14 protein-coding genes are annotated in these 16,567 nt (G+C 39.3%); 6 read left to right on the top strand and 8 right to left on the bottom strand.

Annotated features, from left to right (window positions below; all coding sequences use genetic code 11):
• Positions 1–45: 45 nt before the first annotated feature.
• Entirely contained in the window at positions 46–1,938 is a 1,893-nt protein-coding gene (acs, locus tag B5Y40_RS14995; RefSeq protein ID WP_079687608.1) for an acetate--CoA ligase, read from the bottom strand.
• A 199-nt stretch (positions 1,939–2,137) separates the two neighbouring features.
• On the opposite strand from acs, the gene B5Y40_RS14990 reads away from it, so the two are divergent.
• From B5Y40_RS14990 to B5Y40_RS14965, 6 genes are read left to right on the top strand one after another with little or no spacing between them, the layout of a single operon-like run.
• Complete coding sequence (locus B5Y40_RS14990) at positions 2,138–2,962, top strand: glycosyltransferase family 2 protein (RefSeq protein ID WP_079687607.1); 825 nt, start codon at positions 2,138–2,140, stop codon at positions 2,960–2,962.
• On the top strand, positions 2,959–3,906 hold the full coding sequence (locus tag B5Y40_RS14985) for a hypothetical protein (RefSeq protein ID WP_079687606.1): 948 nt from the start codon (positions 2,959–2,961) through the stop codon (positions 3,904–3,906). The genes B5Y40_RS14990 and B5Y40_RS14985 overlap by 4 nt, the downstream gene beginning before the upstream one ends.
• The gene (locus B5Y40_RS14980) at positions 3,903–5,378 is read left to right on the top strand and encodes a B12-binding domain-containing radical SAM protein (RefSeq protein ID WP_079687605.1); all 1,476 of its coding nucleotides are present in this window, start codon (positions 3,903–3,905) and stop codon (positions 5,376–5,378) included. The genes B5Y40_RS14985 and B5Y40_RS14980 overlap by 4 nt, the downstream gene beginning before the upstream one ends.
• Positions 5,379–5,431: 53 nt before the next feature.
• A complete protein-coding gene (locus B5Y40_RS14975) occupies positions 5,432–6,229 on the top strand; it encodes a class I SAM-dependent DNA methyltransferase (protein WP_079687604.1) in 798 nt (265 codons plus the stop codon).
• Positions 6,226–7,635, top strand: a complete 1,410-nt coding sequence (locus tag B5Y40_RS14970) for a B12-binding domain-containing radical SAM protein (RefSeq protein WP_079687603.1) — start codon at positions 6,226–6,228, stop codon at positions 7,633–7,635. The genes B5Y40_RS14975 and B5Y40_RS14970 overlap by 4 nt, the downstream gene beginning before the upstream one ends.
• A gap of 12 nt (positions 7,636–7,647) precedes the next feature.
• Positions 7,648–9,408: an ATP-binding cassette domain-containing protein gene (locus B5Y40_RS14965; RefSeq protein WP_079687602.1), complete on the top strand. Its 1,761-nt coding sequence runs from the start codon at positions 7,648–7,650 to the stop codon at positions 9,406–9,408.
• Here B5Y40_RS14965 and B5Y40_RS14960 read toward each other — a convergent pair.
• From B5Y40_RS14960 to B5Y40_RS14930, 7 genes are all read right to left on the bottom strand, one after another.
• Positions 9,405–10,433, bottom strand: a complete 1,029-nt coding sequence (locus tag B5Y40_RS14960; RefSeq protein ID WP_079687601.1) for a glycosyltransferase family 2 protein — start codon at positions 10,431–10,433, stop codon at positions 9,405–9,407. The two genes, B5Y40_RS14965 and B5Y40_RS14960, sit on opposite strands and share 4 nt — an antisense overlap.
• Positions 10,430–11,536 (bottom strand): glycosyltransferase, encoded by a 1,107-nt coding sequence (locus B5Y40_RS14955; RefSeq protein WP_143785784.1) that lies wholly within the window; start codon positions 11,534–11,536, stop codon positions 10,430–10,432. The genes B5Y40_RS14960 and B5Y40_RS14955 overlap by 4 nt, the downstream gene beginning before the upstream one ends.
• Before the next feature lie 61 nt (positions 11,537–11,597).
• Entirely contained in the window at positions 11,598–12,707 is a 1,110-nt protein-coding gene (locus B5Y40_RS14950; protein ID WP_079687599.1) for a glycosyltransferase family 4 protein, read from the bottom strand.
• A gap of 10 nt (positions 12,708–12,717) precedes the next feature.
• Positions 12,718–13,620 carry an FkbM family methyltransferase gene (locus B5Y40_RS14945; protein WP_079687598.1) on the bottom strand — a complete coding sequence of 301 codons (903 nt, stop codon included), beginning with the start codon at positions 13,618–13,620 and terminating at the stop codon, positions 12,718–12,720.
• Positions 13,621–14,583, bottom strand: a complete 963-nt coding sequence (locus tag B5Y40_RS14940) for a glycosyltransferase family 9 protein (RefSeq protein WP_143785783.1) — start codon at positions 14,581–14,583, stop codon at positions 13,621–13,623.
• Between the two features lie 88 nt (positions 14,584–14,671).
• Positions 14,672–15,448 carry a ZIP family metal transporter gene (locus tag B5Y40_RS14935; RefSeq protein ID WP_079687596.1) on the bottom strand — a complete coding sequence of 259 codons (777 nt, stop codon included), beginning with the start codon at positions 15,446–15,448 and terminating at the stop codon, positions 14,672–14,674.
• Between the two features lie 13 nt (positions 15,449–15,461).
• Positions 15,462–16,445, bottom strand: a complete 984-nt coding sequence (locus tag B5Y40_RS14930) for an FAD:protein FMN transferase (protein WP_221408952.1) — start codon at positions 16,443–16,445, stop codon at positions 15,462–15,464.
• Positions 16,446–16,567: the final 122 nt, after the last annotated feature.

Raw genomic sequence — 16,567 nt, 5'->3', positions numbered from 1 at the left:
TGAAGAATGAATATATATCTTCACGTGAACTCCTTAAAAGTATTCTTATAGCGCGCCCGCTTTAATTTCTTCTACAACCCCTGGATCGAGTAATGTAGTGACATCACCTAAATTGTTTGTGTCACCCTCCGCTACCTTTCTTAAAATTCTGCGCATGATTTTACCCGATCGTGTCTTGGGAAGACCACTTACAAACTGAATTTTATCGGGTTTGGCAATAGGGCCGATGATCTTTGAGACAGTTTCCTTTATTTCAGCGCGAAGCTTTTCTTCTTCAGCGGGTTTCTCATAACAGATCACAAAAGCATATATACCTTGACCCTTTATATCGTGCGGGAACCCTACCACTGCGGTTTCGCATACGGACGAGTGCTCATCGATAGCACTTTCTATCTCAGCAGTTCCAAGATTGTGGCCCGATACAATAATGATATCGTCTACCCTTCCTGTTATACGATAGTATCCGTCCTCATCGCGCTTGCATCCATCTCCCGTGAAATATTTTCCGGGAAAGCTGGAGAAGTAAGTCTCTTTAAATCGTTGATGATCACCATAAATCGTTCGTGCCATAGAAGGCCATGGATATTTGATCGTCAATCTTCCTTCAATATTATTCCCCTCTATTTCAAGTCCGCTTTCATTCATTACGGCAGGTTGTACACCTGGTAGCGGTAAGGTTGCATGAGCAGGCTTAAGAGGCGTTACATGTGCTATAGGAGAGATCATAAAACCACCGGTTTCAGTCTGCCACCAGGTATCAACGATCGGACATTTACCCTTACCGATATTTTTATTATACCAATGCCATGCCTCTTCATTGATAGGCTCGCCAACACTTCCTAAAACTTTTAAAGATGACAGGTCATATTTTTCTACGAAGCTGATTGGTGCTTGTTGAAGCGAACGTATAGCGGTTGGTGCAGTATAAAATATATTTACCTTATGACGTTCTATTGCCTGCCAGAACCTTCCCCAATCCGGCCAGGATGGTACACCTTCGAACATTACCGTAGTAGCCCCGGCAGATAATGGTCCATAAAGAATATAGGAGTGACCTGTAACCCAGCCTATATCTGCTGTACACCAATATATCTGGCCATCATGATATTGAAAAGCTGTTTGGAAAGTATAGTTGATATTTACCATGTAACCGCCACAGGTGTGAACCATACCCTTGGGCTTTCCGGTAGAGCCTGAAGTATAGAGTATGAAGAGCATATCTTCAGAGTCCATTTCTTCGGCTACACAATTTGAATCTACTTTCTTGATTTCATCATGCCACCATACATCGCGTTCTGCTTTCATAGGCGCACTTGTATGAACATGTTCTTTCACAATAACCCGGGTTACATCCGGGCAATGTTCCAACGCCTGATCAACAATACCTTTAAGATTTATAGTTTTATCACCGCGGTATGCACCATCGGATGTTATAACAATTTTGCATCCTGCATCAGTAATGCGGTCTGTCATTGACTTGGCAGAGAAACCTGCAAACACTACAGAGTGTACAGCACCGATGCGTGCACAGGCCAGTATGGCATAAGCCAGCTCTGGTATCATGGGAAGATAAATACATACTCGATCACCTTTCTTTACACCATTTGCCTTCAGCATGTTTGCTGTTTTGCAAACTTCATCGTACAGCTGTTGATAGGTTATATGTTTAGCATCATCATTCGGATTGTTGGGTTCCCAGATGATAGCCGTTTGATTAGCACGTTTTATTAAATGTCTGTCGAGACAGTTTTCAGTAATGTTAAGCTTGCCACCTATAAACCATTTTACCTCCGGTTTATGGAAGTCCCACTCAAGAACCTTATCCCATTTTTTTCTCCAATAAAAGCTGCTGGCTATTTCGCTCCAGAAGTTTTCCGGATGCTCTACACTTTTTTTATATTGTTTGTGGTAGTCTTCAAAAGTTCTAATCACGTTCATGGTTGTAGTTGAAAGGTTTTTGGGTTTAAAGTTTTACTGTTATAAATTTCTGGGCAACCTAAATTCACAAAGTAGCGTCCTGAGTCAGGAAATAAACAAGTGTGATAAAATTCTATCCTTTTTCCGGAAATTCAAATTTTGTTTGTGGTGTGTTGGGACACACCTGTAAAAATTTTGCGGTTTTTTTATTTTAAAGTTTATGCGGGATTTAAGTGCTTCCATAGTTGCATATAAGAATTCAGCAAGTATGCTTACGCAGACTATTCATAGTTTTTTAAAAAGCACTGTACATTCTAAATTGTTCATCCTGGATAACTCTCCAACGGATGATCTAAAATATCTAGCGTACAACAGCCGCATTCATTATATATTTAATAATAGAAACGTTGGCTTTGGAGCCGGACATAATATTATACTTAATAAGATTCTGAATGAGTCGAAATATCATGTAATACTCAACCCTGATGTTTATTTTGATCAAAGTGTGATACCCACACTTTACAAGTTCATGGAGCAACATCATGAAGCAGGACAAGTAATGCCGAAGGTGCTTTATCCGGATGGAAAGCTTCAACCGTTATGCAAATTATTACCGAGCCCTAAGGTTTTAATTATGCGCAGATTTTTAGGTTTTTTTAAAAGTCAACTTGAGAAAGAGAATCTCCAATATGAGCTACATCTTTCCGGCTACGATAAGATTATGAATGTCCCTTTTCTTTCTGGCTGCTTTATGTTTCTTAGAACTGAAGCCTTGAGGAAAGTAGGCCTATTTGATGAACGCTTCTTTCTTTACACTGAAGACACAGATTTGACAAGGCGGATACATAAACATTATCAAACCTTGTATTTCCCCGACACCGCGATTTATCATCATCATGCCAGGGGCTCTTATAAAGATGCTAAATTGCTTTTTTGTAATATCCAAAGTGCGATTAGATATTTTAATAAGTGGGGATGGACAAAAGATAACGAGAGAAAATTATTTAATGAGAGAACACTTCTTCAATTAAAAGACATCTCATGATCAGCGAAATTGAAAATATTATTTTGGCACCTGTAGCTGAAAGCATCCTTCGTACTATACTGTATTATGATATTTTCAATTATCCATTAAAGGCTGATGAGGTGTATAGATTCCTTCCCACGAAACATCTCCCCAAAAGTACAATCGAGATTGAATTGAAAGAGCTTTCTGCTAAAGGCTATATTTTTCAATTTGGCGACTTATTCTCTGTTCAAAATAAAAATGAATTAGCCCAACGTAGAATTGCAGGGAATGAAGAAGCAATGAAGCTTCTTGAAGTTGCTAAACGAAAAGGTAAATTCATTTCATCTTTTCCGTTTGTGCGTGGAGTGCTCGCATCGGGTTCGTTATCGAAAGGCTATATGGACGAGAATTCTGATCTTGATTTCTTTATCATCACCAAGCCTGGAAGATTATGGATTGCGCGCATGATATTGGTACTATATAAAAGAGTTTTCCTTTTTAACTCACACAAATATTTTTGTGTTAACTATTTTGTAGATACAGATCACCTGGAGATCGAAGAGAAAAATTTATTTACGGCAACAGAGCTCGCTACCGTTATTCCTTTGTGCAGCCCAGATCTGTATATCAAATTACTTCGGAATAACGCGTGGCTTCTGCAGTTTTTCCCAAACTTTACACAACGCCCTGTCGATACAGTACAACACACCTCCAACGGATTTATAAAAAAAATTTTGGAAGGTATAATTGACACAGCCGGAGGCAACTGGTGGGAAAATTATTTTATGAAACTGTCGTTGAAACGATGGGAGCATATATATAGGGAGCATTATGAAAAGGATGATTTCCAAGTAGCTTTTAAGAGTAAAAAGCATGCGTCAAAAAATCATCCGCGTCATTTTCAGAAAAAAGTAATAGAGCTCTATCAGGAAAAAATTGACTCGTTTGGTAAGAAGTTTAACATTGCGTGGAAGTCATGAACGGAAAAATACTTTTTACACATTCATACTTTTATAAGTTTGACCGGAAGCAATGGCAATTTAAACAGCCGTATCCTCCGTTGGCAACTATATTAGCCGCAGCCGTAATGCGGGAATCAAATTTTCCCGTTGCACTCTTTGATACTGCGCTACGTGATTCAGCCTCAGAAATCATTTCTGCTATAGAGCTGCACAAGCCCGAGTACCTCGTGATCTATGATGATGGTTTTAATTACCTCACAAAGATGTGTCTTACCAACATGCGCGAGGCGGCTTTTATGATGGCGCGACTTGGAAAGGAATCCGGATGTACTGTAATCGTATCTAGCTCCGATGCTGCTGATCACTATGATAAATATTTTGATCATGGTGTTGATTACGTAGTTCGAGGCGAAGGAGAAGAAACACTACGTGAACTATTGGTAGCGCTCGATGCAAAACAAAATGTTACGCAACTTTCAGGTATAGCGTATCGAAAAAATAACGAGGCAATTGTTACAGCTACACGTCCTGTAATTCGGGAGTTGGATACTTTGCCGTTACCCGCTTGGGACCTTATCGATATAGAATCATACAGACGGATTTGGCTTAAGCATCATGGATATTTTTCACTCAATATAGCAACCACCCGAGGTTGCCCCTATAAATGTAACTGGTGTGCTAAGCCAATTTATGGCAACCGCTATAATTCGCGCAGTCCAAAGCATGTGATCAATGAAATTGAATTCCTGTTACAAAACTATAGACCTGATCACTTCTGGATGTGCGATGATATATTCGGATTAAAACCAGGTTGGGTGCAACAATTCAGAGACCTGGTGTTGTCGAAGCAATTGCAGTTTAAATACAAGATTCAGTCGCGGGCAGATTTACTTCTGGAAGAAGATACGGTAGAGGCGTTGGCACGTTCGGGCGCAGAAACTATATGGGTAGGCGCAGAATCAGGCTCACAAAAAATTCTGGATGCCATGGATAAAGGCACAACCGTTCAGCAGATTCGCGATGCTACCCACTTGATGAAGCAGAAGGGAATTAAAGTAGCTTTCTTTTTACAGTTTGGGTATACCGGAGAAACACAAGAAGATATTGACGCCACACTGGCAATGGTATTACAGTTGATGCCAGACGAAGTTGGTATCTCCGTTTCCTACCCTTTACCGGGAACGAAATTTTACGATAAAGTAAAAGCCCAGCTTCGCGAAAAACAGAACTGGAGCGATTCGAATGACTTGGCGATGATGTTCCAAAGCACTTTTTCCAGTGAATACTATAGAGAGCTGCATCGTTATGTTCACAGCATGTATCGCAAACGGAAAGGATATATAAGTTTGAAGAAACTCTTTCGCAATCCATTACGTCTAAACTATAAGGATTTACGAGCAGGGCTGGCAACTTTTTATTATATTCCTACTTCATTTGCGCAACGTCAGAAACTAAAGGAACTCGGAGTTACACGACCTGATTTAAATTGACACATGAGAATACAGTTCAGATTTGTAATGCTTACTTCATAACCTATACTCGCATGGCTGCTCCATTCGATCACATCGCCTCTGCCTACGACTCTGTTTTTACACAGAGCGCTATTGGACAGTTACAGCGTAAACAAGTATGGCGCTACCTTGAAGAGATTACACCACAGTTAAGTGGACTTGAAATTCTGGAATTGAATTGTGGCACCGGTGAGGACGCTGTTTTGTTTAGTGAAAAGGGTTTTAATATAGTGGCCACTGATGTATCAGAAGAGATGTTGAAGGTGACGCAACAGAAAGCTCATCAGTTTTCGATGCAAAGTAAAATAAGCTCCCATTACCTTGACCTTGATAGTTTCGATGAAACATTGTTTGATAAAAAATTTGATCTCGTCTTCTCAAACTTCGGAGGATTGAATTGCATTAATCCTGAATCGTTTAAAAAATTACTTCAAAAATTACCGCTTATCTTATCTCCGAAAGGAAGATTTATAGCGGTGGTCATGCCTAAATTTTGTTTGTGGGAATCTATATACTTCCTCACCCGCTTTCAGTTTAAGAATATTTTCCGCAGGTGGACCAGCACTGAAGTAGTTGCCGATCTTCATGGTACGGCTGTTAAAACCTGGTATTTCAAACCCTCACAAATAAAGATGTGGTCGTCAGAAAATTTTAAAGTGATAAGCCGTAAGCCCGTTGGGTTCGCACTGCCACCTTCCTATCTCGAAAATTTCTTTTCAAGTAGAAAGCGCTTGTTGTTTGGATTGAATGTAATGGAGAAAAAAGTTTCTGGCTTTTCATTTCTCTCAGGCATGGCTGATCATTTTATCATCGACCTGCGACTAAGATGAGTGTTCTTCTAACGCATGGTTATTTTCTGGCGGATGATGTAAAGGAGCAGCAGATCATGCGACCTTACGCCCCATTAGGTATACTCTATATATCGGCTTACCTGGAGCAACATGGTATCGATAATGATGTTTTTGATACTACATTCTCAACAAAGCATAAATTCCGTCAATACCTGCTCGAGCATCAACCCAAAATCATTGGTATATATGCCAACCTAATGACGAAGCTAAATGTGTTAGAGATCGTCCAGTATATAAATGAAAGTTTACCGAATAGTAAAATTATTCTTGGCGGGCCTGATGTTCGTTACAATGCTGAGAACTATTTAAATAGTGGTGCTGACTTTGTTGTGCTGGGCGAAGGCGAGGAAACAATGTTGGAGCTTATCCATACAATAAATAATACGGTTGGCGTATCTATACCAAAAGATGCATTGGATAAAATACGCGGTATATCTTTTTTGTATGAAGGTAAACGGATCGAAACACTCGAACGTGATAAGATCAAAGACCTTGATGAGCTTCCTGTTCCGAATCGGAAAAAGATAGACCTTCATTTATACCTTGATGCATGGAAAAAATTTCATGGCACAAATGCAATTTCTGTGAGTACGATGCGCGGATGTCCCTATACCTGTAAGTGGTGCAGTCGTGCAGTGTATGGGTTAAGCTATAGAAGAAGATCACCTGAGAAAGTCGCCCAGGAGTTAGAGATGATCAAAAAAGAATACAATCCGGATACACTATGGTTTGTGGACGATGTATTTACAATCAGTCATAAATGGCTAACGGCTTTCAGGGATGAATTAAAAAAGAGAGATGTCATAATTCCATACGAATGCATTACCCGTGCTGACCGCATGAATGAAGACGTCATAAAAATGTTGAAGGAAACAGGTTGCTTTCGTGTATGGATTGGTGCAGAGAGCGGGTCGCAACGGGTGATAGATCTTATGGATCGGAGAGTAGATGTAAATCAAGTGCGAGACATGATCAAGCTTACCAAGCAATTTGGTATTCAGACCGGAACCTTCATCATGCTTGGTTATCCCGGTGAAACAGAAGCAGACATTGAAGAAACTATAAAGCACTTAAAAGAATCTAACCCGGATCATTTTACCATCACAGTAGCGTATCCCATCAAAGGAACAGAGCTATACCAGGAAGTCGAGGCATCTCAAACACCAGACCTTGACTGGACTACCACCACCGACCGTCAAATAGATTTCGAGCGAATGTATTCGCGGAAGTATTATGACTATGCGGTGACCCGAGTTGTAAGCGAAGTAAATTATTTCAAAGCCAGAAATATAAACAGAAATACATCCGCAATTAAAATGAAAGTAAAATCCGTTGTAGCTAAGTTGGGAATGCAATTGCAGAAGTTTTCTACTAATAGTTTTTAACCGTCAGCTCGGATGCCTCATACTGGGAAGTCAATTTTGAATGCTTCATTTTTTCCTGGAGTTTTTCAAATCTTACGATTGCTTTCTCGCAAGCAGAGGTTGAAGGCTATAGAAAATATAGCGATCTCTGTTGGTGTGGCATTGTTAGAGGTCTTTTCACTAACAATTATTCTTCCATTATTTTACTATCTCATTGACCCTGATAAATCTCAGCAGGCACCGGAAGTATTGAGAAGTGTAATCCTTTTGATGGAATCAATTTCCTGGATTGTTTTAGTAGTAGGTATAATTTTAACGTTTGCTTTGAAAAATATATTTTCAGTATGGCAAATGCATAAACAGCTGGATTTTTTGAATCAGCTTTATCTGGATTTTTCAAAACGTATTTATCATCGCTTTTACCGCTTGAAGTGGACGGACTATGCGCAAACAAATTCGGCTGAAACATTTCGGAAAATTAAAGACACTCCTTTCGAATTTATTAATTACGTAGTAAATAGCTATTTCCTGCTTATAACCGATGTGGTGATTTGTGTGATGATGATTAGTATTATAACCTGGTTTGACTATCGCATTCTCTTTATCTTCATCATTTTATGTATGCCGGTGATTATTTTTTATTTTTTCTTTAGGAAAAATGTAATCCTTAAAACAGATAAATCATTTCGTGACCTTACTCCTGTTACGAATATAATTTTAACACAAGGTATAAGTAGTTATGCTGAAGCGAGAATATACCAAAAGGAAGATTATTTTATCAATCAATTTATACATATAAGTAAAATAACAACAACACAACTAGCTAAGCTTAAAACTTTCGCAAGTCTTCCAACACGTATACTGGAGACCATCGGAATAGTTTTGTTCGCTGGTATGATTATATATGCGCGTACATCAAATGCTGACGCCAAGTATATAATGGTTTTCATCGGACTAATTTCATTGGCTTTGTATCGCATTATGCCCTCGCTCAATCGAATTTTGCAAAGCTTGTCTCAAATTCAGTCTTATGCATATACAGTATCAACTTTGAAAGAAAATCTTGATGACTTCCCGGAAAATTTCCTGAATGAAAATAGTGATTCGGTTGACTTTAAGACAAGCATAGAGTTAAAGGCTCTCTCATTTCAATATGCGGATAAAACAAGATCATTGCTGTTAAACAATATAAATATTAAAATTTCAAAAGGTGATTTTGTAATGTTGCAAGGCCCCTCAGGAACAGGTAAAACAACATTGCTGAATATTTTGGCCGGAATTATACAGGATTATGCGGGTGAAATTATTATTGATAATAATGTTTGTCTCGATAAACAATCAATTCAGGCATGGCAATCCAGGCTCGGTGTGGTGTCGCAATCTCCGGTCATTCTTCAGGATACAATTCTTCATAACATTGCCTTCGGAGAACAGCACGTTGCTATTGACAGAAACAAAGTAAAAGCAGCTATAGCTTTAGCTGGTATAAATGATTTTATTGACCTGCTAACGGCAGGACTTGATACACCTATAGGGGAAAATGGTATAACGCTTTCAGGCGGCCAGCGTCAAAGACTTTGTTTAGCGCGGGCTCTATACCGTGATCCTGATGTATTGCTCTTGGACGAGGTAACGAATCAGCTAGACACGAAAAATAAAGTATATATACTGGAGCAACTGCAATCTTTATGCAGGCAGGGTAAGACTATCATTTTGGCTTCACATGATCCCGTTGTTAAGCAGTATGCTTCTCATATTTTAATCCTGGATAGTAAAACGTTGACAAGGTCTTAAGTAAAATCCGGACGAATTACTTTTTCTTTTCTTTTGAATGCAAGCCAGTAAGGATTCTTTGACGTCAGGATAAGGACAATGATTTTTAGATTTGCCCTAACCAATTTTTTATTTCTCTTGAATATATAGAGTAACGTATTCCCGGTCAGTGACCAAATAAAGAACGGTGTGGTAAGGATACCATGTTTTTTGTTTTTCTTGATGAAGTAATGCAGGGCTAAAACTCTTCGGTAATATGCCAGAGTACGATCAAGACGATTCTCGTGTGCACGGTGATGGTAAGCAAAGGTTGTATCAAGTACATGAATGCCTAAGCTTTGAGGAAATCCAATAGCTACTCCATAATTATCTCCTATACCACTCGGGTCCAACACTTCGTCATAGGGCGATACTAACAACCAATCACGTTTGATAAGATTTGCGCCAAGTGAATAAACTGTAGTTTGAAATGAACCCTTTTTCCATGATGTTATCAACGGCCAACCAGCAAGGGTAAGGTCATTACCTCTTCGGGAATAAAATCTCTTTATATATAGAAGAGGTATATTTATGGGGAACGATGATTTTATTGTTTGCAAATCACCCCACACTGAGAGTTGAAATATAAATCGCCAGATTAAGTCTTTTGCTCCCTTCACTGGATATTGATCAACCCAACTATTATCTTCTTGTTGAAGCAGACGTCCGGCCACGGCTCCACATTCAATATTACATTTAGTATATAGCTCTAATTTTTCCAAATAATCGGAATTTAACTCTATATCATCATCACATAAAAAAATCCAATCCCCTTGGGCAACTGCAATACCTCGATTTCTTTGTATACATACTGAGGCTGATGATTGAATGCATTTTAAAGGCAAGTGAGAAAAATGTTTCAAGACTTCATCGATGTAACTCTTCTCGTCACTTGAATCTACTATAATAATTTCATCTGCTTGTCTGGTTTGTGACTGAAGGGTTTGTAAAACCCGGTTGATGTGCATCGGGCGATTTCTGGTAGGTATAACTGTAGTTATCTTCATTGTTTTATTACGATGAGATGATCATATATATTACGTAACGTGGCAACGCAGGTATCGAGATTATTTTGCCGGGACCAGTTATAGCCGTTTTCCTGAAGTGCACTCATTCTTTCTTTATCACTGAGTAGCGCAAGAACGCTTTCTGCTAAAGCTTTATAATTTCCTGGTGGAACTGTAATGCAACATTTTTCTGAAAGATCCGCCATCAGTCCCACATGAGTTCCGGCTACCGGTATACCTGCTGCGAGTGCCTCTGCTACGACAAGGGCCTGGCTTTCATAAACAGATGTTAAAAGAAAGAGATCTGCTTTTTTGTAGTACTCTGGAATTTCTTCATAGGCGAGGTGTCCCATAAAGAATACTTTATCTTCAATACCCATCTCCTTAACCAGTTGCTGAATCGCATGGTTCATATAATCGTGACCGATGTGTATCAATTTACAATTTATACTTTGTTGAATGAGGAAGAACGTTCTTATAAGTGTTTCAGGATCTTTTACCGGGCTTAGATAAGAAACGCTCAGGATTGTTATGCTATCATTTTCTTTTTGTGTGTTTACAATGGAAAATTTAGCAGGATCAACACCTCTGGGTATAACGTTGATATTTTTGGTTATCTTTAGATTGGTATATACCTGATCTCGGTGGAAGTTTGTTAACGCTGTTACAAACGATGCCTGGTTTATTACCCATTGGTTCAATTTAGCTCTTCGCTTGCTTAATAGGTCTCCGAAATCAATCTCAGGGAAAGCACTTCCCTCGGCGGCATCCAATGCAACCACTACAGGAATTTTGAAAATTTTCTTTAAAAGTATAGCTATAAACCCAGTAGGATATGTAGAGTGCGCGTGAAGCAATACAAATGGATTTTTAAGATGATCACGCAGAATCAAAAGGAGTAAAAGTAAATCTCTTAACCTTCTCGGATATTTTCCTTTAGGAATAGACTTTATAGCATAATTATGTTCAAGAAGCAGCCATTCAGGAGTCATTGCTACTTCAGAGTAAAGTGTGATGGAATAATGTGCGGCCAGATCATTCAACAATACCCGGTACGTTGGTAAAGTGTGCGCCCCTCTGCCCAGAATAGCAATTCGTTTCACGGGTATAATGTTAATATATATGCCTGGCTTATGAGTATAGAATTACATTGTTAGCCTAAAATTACATCACCTGTTCGAATATGGCAGAAATTTCTTTTATGGTGTAATCTGAATTTATTTTTTGAGTCCATCGCAGTGCAGCGAGTCGTTTTGCCTTTATTTCTTCTGGCTTCTTGAGTATGTCCAGAATTTTTTCTGCCAGTAGTTTTGATTGGCCAGGTTCCACAATAATTCCACAGGTTTCTCCCATATCAGCTAACATACCCACTCGCGTACCAGCTATAAGCGTTCCGCAGGCAGCAGCTTCTGCAAAGACAAATCCTTGAGCTTCATATAGAGAAGTATGAAGCATAATCTCTGCGCAGTGATAATAGGCAGACAAGCTTGCGTTCGGCTGCGGCTCTATAAATTTGACATGATTCTCGATGCCCAATGATATACACCAGGTTTTCAATTGGCCTTCAAAAAAATCGGGACCTACAATTGTTAACGTAGCGGGTATATATTGAACAATTAACGAAAACGCTTCCAACATGGTGTGTTGATCTTTGATGGGAGTTTGATTGCCAACGTGAATGAACCGTATGCAAGGTGTATCGAATCGGTCTTCCTTAAAAGTAAATACAGAAGAATCTATACCGTAGGGAACTACATCAGTTTCTTTTGCTATACCGTAGGTTATTAAACGCGAAGCCTGGTATTGGCTTATGGTTAATAAACGCGATGAGCGTGAATAGGCCCAACGACAGATTCGGGCGCGTTTAGAATCACAAAATACGCCATAGGGTATAGATGGAATACAAACAGAGTCGCCACCATGCAAGTAAACAACAGAAGGACGCCTGATAACCAAGCCCAGTATAACAGATATAGCTCCGGCAGGGTACCCCCAAAAACTAAACAAAACCTTGTATGGTTTTTTGATGTGCTTAACGAAAAAGATAGAGAATAGATATATCCACCGAAGCGTCCCTGATTTTATCTTCCGGTTGAGAGAATAAAATTTAAAACCTTGTGGTATATAATCGGGGTTAGCAGGAAGCTGCGAGTATATATCAATATCATATTGCGTGGCGAGCCCGGCTATAAGTTGATTAATGGCGGGGTATCCTTGAGAAAACATACCTCCACCAATCCCTCCTTGTATCCAGATGGAAACTTTCTTTTTCAAATATCAGTATCTAGTTTTTTGCAAAGCATAACACATCCGTATGATGGTTTTCAAAATCCCTGTCGATTGGCCTCATTGTACGAGCATCCTTAACATCGTAGTCAAAACTTTCAATGAGTTCAATTAATTTTTTTGCAGTATACCCCTGCTGACGGAGGTTTACTTCTGCTAATTCAACAAAAAGAATGGGGCGCCAGGTTTTTATAATTTCTTTTGCACCTTTCAGTACAAAGGGTTCAAACCCTTCAACATCAATCTTTAAAAGATCAACCTTCTGTATGGCACCTGTCTTCTTGAAATCATCAAGCACGGATATTTCAATGGTTTCGGAAATTACATGCTGATTGGGCTTGTTCGTTAAAATACGATTTGCCCCCGGATTGTTGTTATATAATTTATATAGTTCACCTTTACCAGGTTGTTCACCTAACGCCGTTTTGAATAATGCAATATTTGAAAACTTATTGTTATCCCTGTTTCTTTTGAGATAGTCGAAGTTTTCACTATCGGGCTCAAAGCTATATATAAAGCCTAGCGGGCAAAGCCTGGCGAAACTCATTGACAGAAAACCTATATTGGCACCGGCATCGATTATATGAAATGCTGGTTGTATTTCTTTAAACAGATTTTTCCAGACTTGATCATTTATGCTAAAGAAGTAAAGTGAGTGATCAATGAGTTTACTGATGTCGAGATCATATAGTATATTATCCCGTTCTGCTTTCCTGACACTTTCTCGTTCGTAAAAATATATCGGAGGAATAAATTTCGACCACCATCGGCTCTGACCCTTTGAGAGCCTTGCTATAAGAAATCTCTCTAAGACCGGATGTGTAAAGAAGTAACGAAAAAGGTTGAAGAACTTGGTTCTTGTGGAAACAGGAAACGGATATCTTTTATATACTCCTAACATTTAGATTGATGACTTAGTTAATTGCATGGCTATATTAAAAACAAAATCAGGAGAATATCGGGTTAAGCATCGATTATCATCATACTTGCATGTTGCTAAACCACAGGGCCCACATTCCAGATCGGAAGAATCAAGACAATACGACCAACTTCCCTGGGGAGCAGACCAATCTTTTCTGCTAGAACTGAACAAAGCAAGCGTTGGTATACCTTGTACCCATGCCATGTGCATCAGCCCCGAGTCTTCAGTTAGCATAAATTTACTCATGTGAATGACTTCAAAAGCTTCTGTCTGATTTGCATGGCCTGTAAGGTTGATACACCGATCCGCTAATTCACTTTGAATATATACACTTTTTTTATGATGCGTCTGAAGTAAGAGTAATACAAATTGTGTATTTGGTTTTTCCTTTAACCAGAGTTTAGCAAACGCCACATAAGATTGCAATGGCCAATTTCTGGATGCGCAGTAACCTGCAGGATTAAGAACAACAAGTTCATTCCCTGATCTGTATCCATGTGAATTTAACAGATGCGCTATATCTGTTTTGTATTTAAATTTAAAGGCAGTATCCAATGGTATCTTCCAATCCCAAAGTGCTTCAATGGTTTGTCTTGTTCTTTCTCCGGCCGAAATGGGCGAGGTTCTATCAAACTCGACCCATGCTTTTGTCCATAACAACTTGCGTATTATTCTGCTAAACTTATGGTTTTGTAAATCCATGACTGCATCATAGCGAGTACTCCACAACCACGGCATTTTAACAAGGGACAAAAGAAATTGGACTTTGGCATTCCTTTTTCCTCCAAGCGAGATTATTCTATCAAACAAGATTATACTTCCAGGTATAGGATCAACCTCTTTTCGAGTAAACAGATGTAGCGTTGTATCTGGATATTGTCGCTTTAAACTTTGCAAGTAAGGCAAGGTAATTATCGTATCGCCCAAAGCTTGAAAACGCATAACAAGAATTCTTTTAGGAGGATTCTTGCCTTTCCACGGCTTGACTCGTACAATCGCTTTCACGCAATAAATATAGTGAAGTAAACACCTAAACTATATACTCAACGGCCACCGCCACGAGCGCTCCAAAAACTGCGACCGCCATTTTTTTAGCATTGAAGCGATGATCAGGGCTGCTTTCGAAAACTATAGTGGTAGAAATATGAAGAAAATTTCCGCATACAAGGGCATATAAAAGAATGAGACCTTCTTCTGTCAGTATATGTGCATCGGCAAGAGAACTGCTGATCAGCAAGCCAATCGGTGCTGCAAATGAAAAACCAATTAAGTAGGGCAGCGCTTTTTGTCGTGAACCAAGTTGAAAAGCTAATACAGTCATTAGCGCAAACGCTGCTGGTGCACGATGAAGAGCGATACCGAGAAGTATAGCATTGATATCATAGTGTTGTCCCATGTAAGACGGTTCTGCCAACATACCACCTTCAAGGAACGCATGAATACATAATGCTACCAATAATACAATCGCTGAAACTGATTTTTGTGTTTGATCATGCGAGTGATGATGATGAGAGTGATCATGATGATGATCGTGCGTGTGAATATGTCCGTGCTCTACACCGGATGTAAAATACTCCAGCAGCTGTTGCAAAAAGAATCCAGCTAAAACAAAAAGGCCGATCCATTCTTTGCCTATGGGCTGATGGTATAATTCGGGGAGAATATGTATAACGGTTATCGCAAACAGATATGCACCCGCAAACACCAGTAGTAATTTGAAGTTTGTTGACCTGCTTTTGGGAACAAGGTAAATAAGCAAGCCAGAGAGAAGTGGTGTGAAAAACAGTACGAGTAATTTAAGCGTCATGGAGGTTATTGATTCAGCGTTCTAATGTAACCTGGTCTTTTATACCCGGTGTACTAAATATTTCTATAGGGCCAGTGTGTGAAGTATACATCAGGATCGCATTCAGATCTCGATGTTGCTTTAAAAATTTAATGCTTTTGGTATGTCCCATTACCATAAAGGCAGTGTCCCATGCATCTGCGGCAGTACAATCTTTTGCAAATACAGAGGCACTTAATAAAGGTAAATCTGACGGATAACCTGAGGTCGGGTCGATCGTGTGTGAATATTTTTTTCCGTTGATTTCACGATAGTTAAAATAATTTCCCGCTGTAGTATATGCCTGATCCTTTACTTCAGCGTACGCTTTAAAGAATTGATTGTCGCGTGTCGAGTTAGGATCAAGTATACCGATCGTCCAGTTTTTATCTTTCTGTATATTTTTGCCCATCGCTATACCTTCTCCTCCTAACTCAATCAATAGATTTTTAATTCCTTTTGATTGCAAGAATGAAGCGATCACATCTGCTCCATAGCCTTGTCCGATTCCCCCAAAGTCAAGTTGAACCCGCGGATCGAGTTTTATAAGGCTATCGGAAGTAATACGAATTTTTTCGAAACCGATAAAAGATTTAAGAGAATCGATCCGCGCCTTATTCATGGTCAGGTTTTTTCCAGGTCCAAATCCCCAGGCATTTACTAAAGGCATTACGGTTGGATCGAACGCTCCATTTGAAGCTTTATATACTTCCTGCGATTTTTTTATAATAATTCGAAGATGAGATAGTTCAAAAGCAATTCCTCGCTTGCTGGTATTGAAGCGCGACACCTCTGAGGCAGGATCATATGTATTTATAGAATGATTTACTTTTTGTAAAAGTGAATCAACGGAAGTTTTAAAATTTCGGGTTTGATCGTCAAAGTAGGTGATGTGATACGTTGTGCCCATGGTATACCCTTCCACATGAATAGCATCAACAGGCTTCTGCGTTTGCCAGAAGCTTAAAATGATAGTCAATAATAGTTGGGGCGTGCTCAATCAGGCGCAAGTTATCGTAAAAATGTAAATGCAACAACGTTGCTCATGCATCATCGCCGATTTATGTGGATATTTCATGTTACACGCTCAATGTCTTCTGG

This window comes from Ohtaekwangia koreensis, from assembly GCF_900167975.1.
Classification (GTDB): Bacteria; Bacteroidota; Bacteroidia; order Cytophagales; family Cyclobacteriaceae; genus Ohtaekwangia; species Ohtaekwangia koreensis.
Note: the sequence above shows the minus strand (reverse complement) of the source record. Positions and strands in the feature narration are given on the sequence as shown.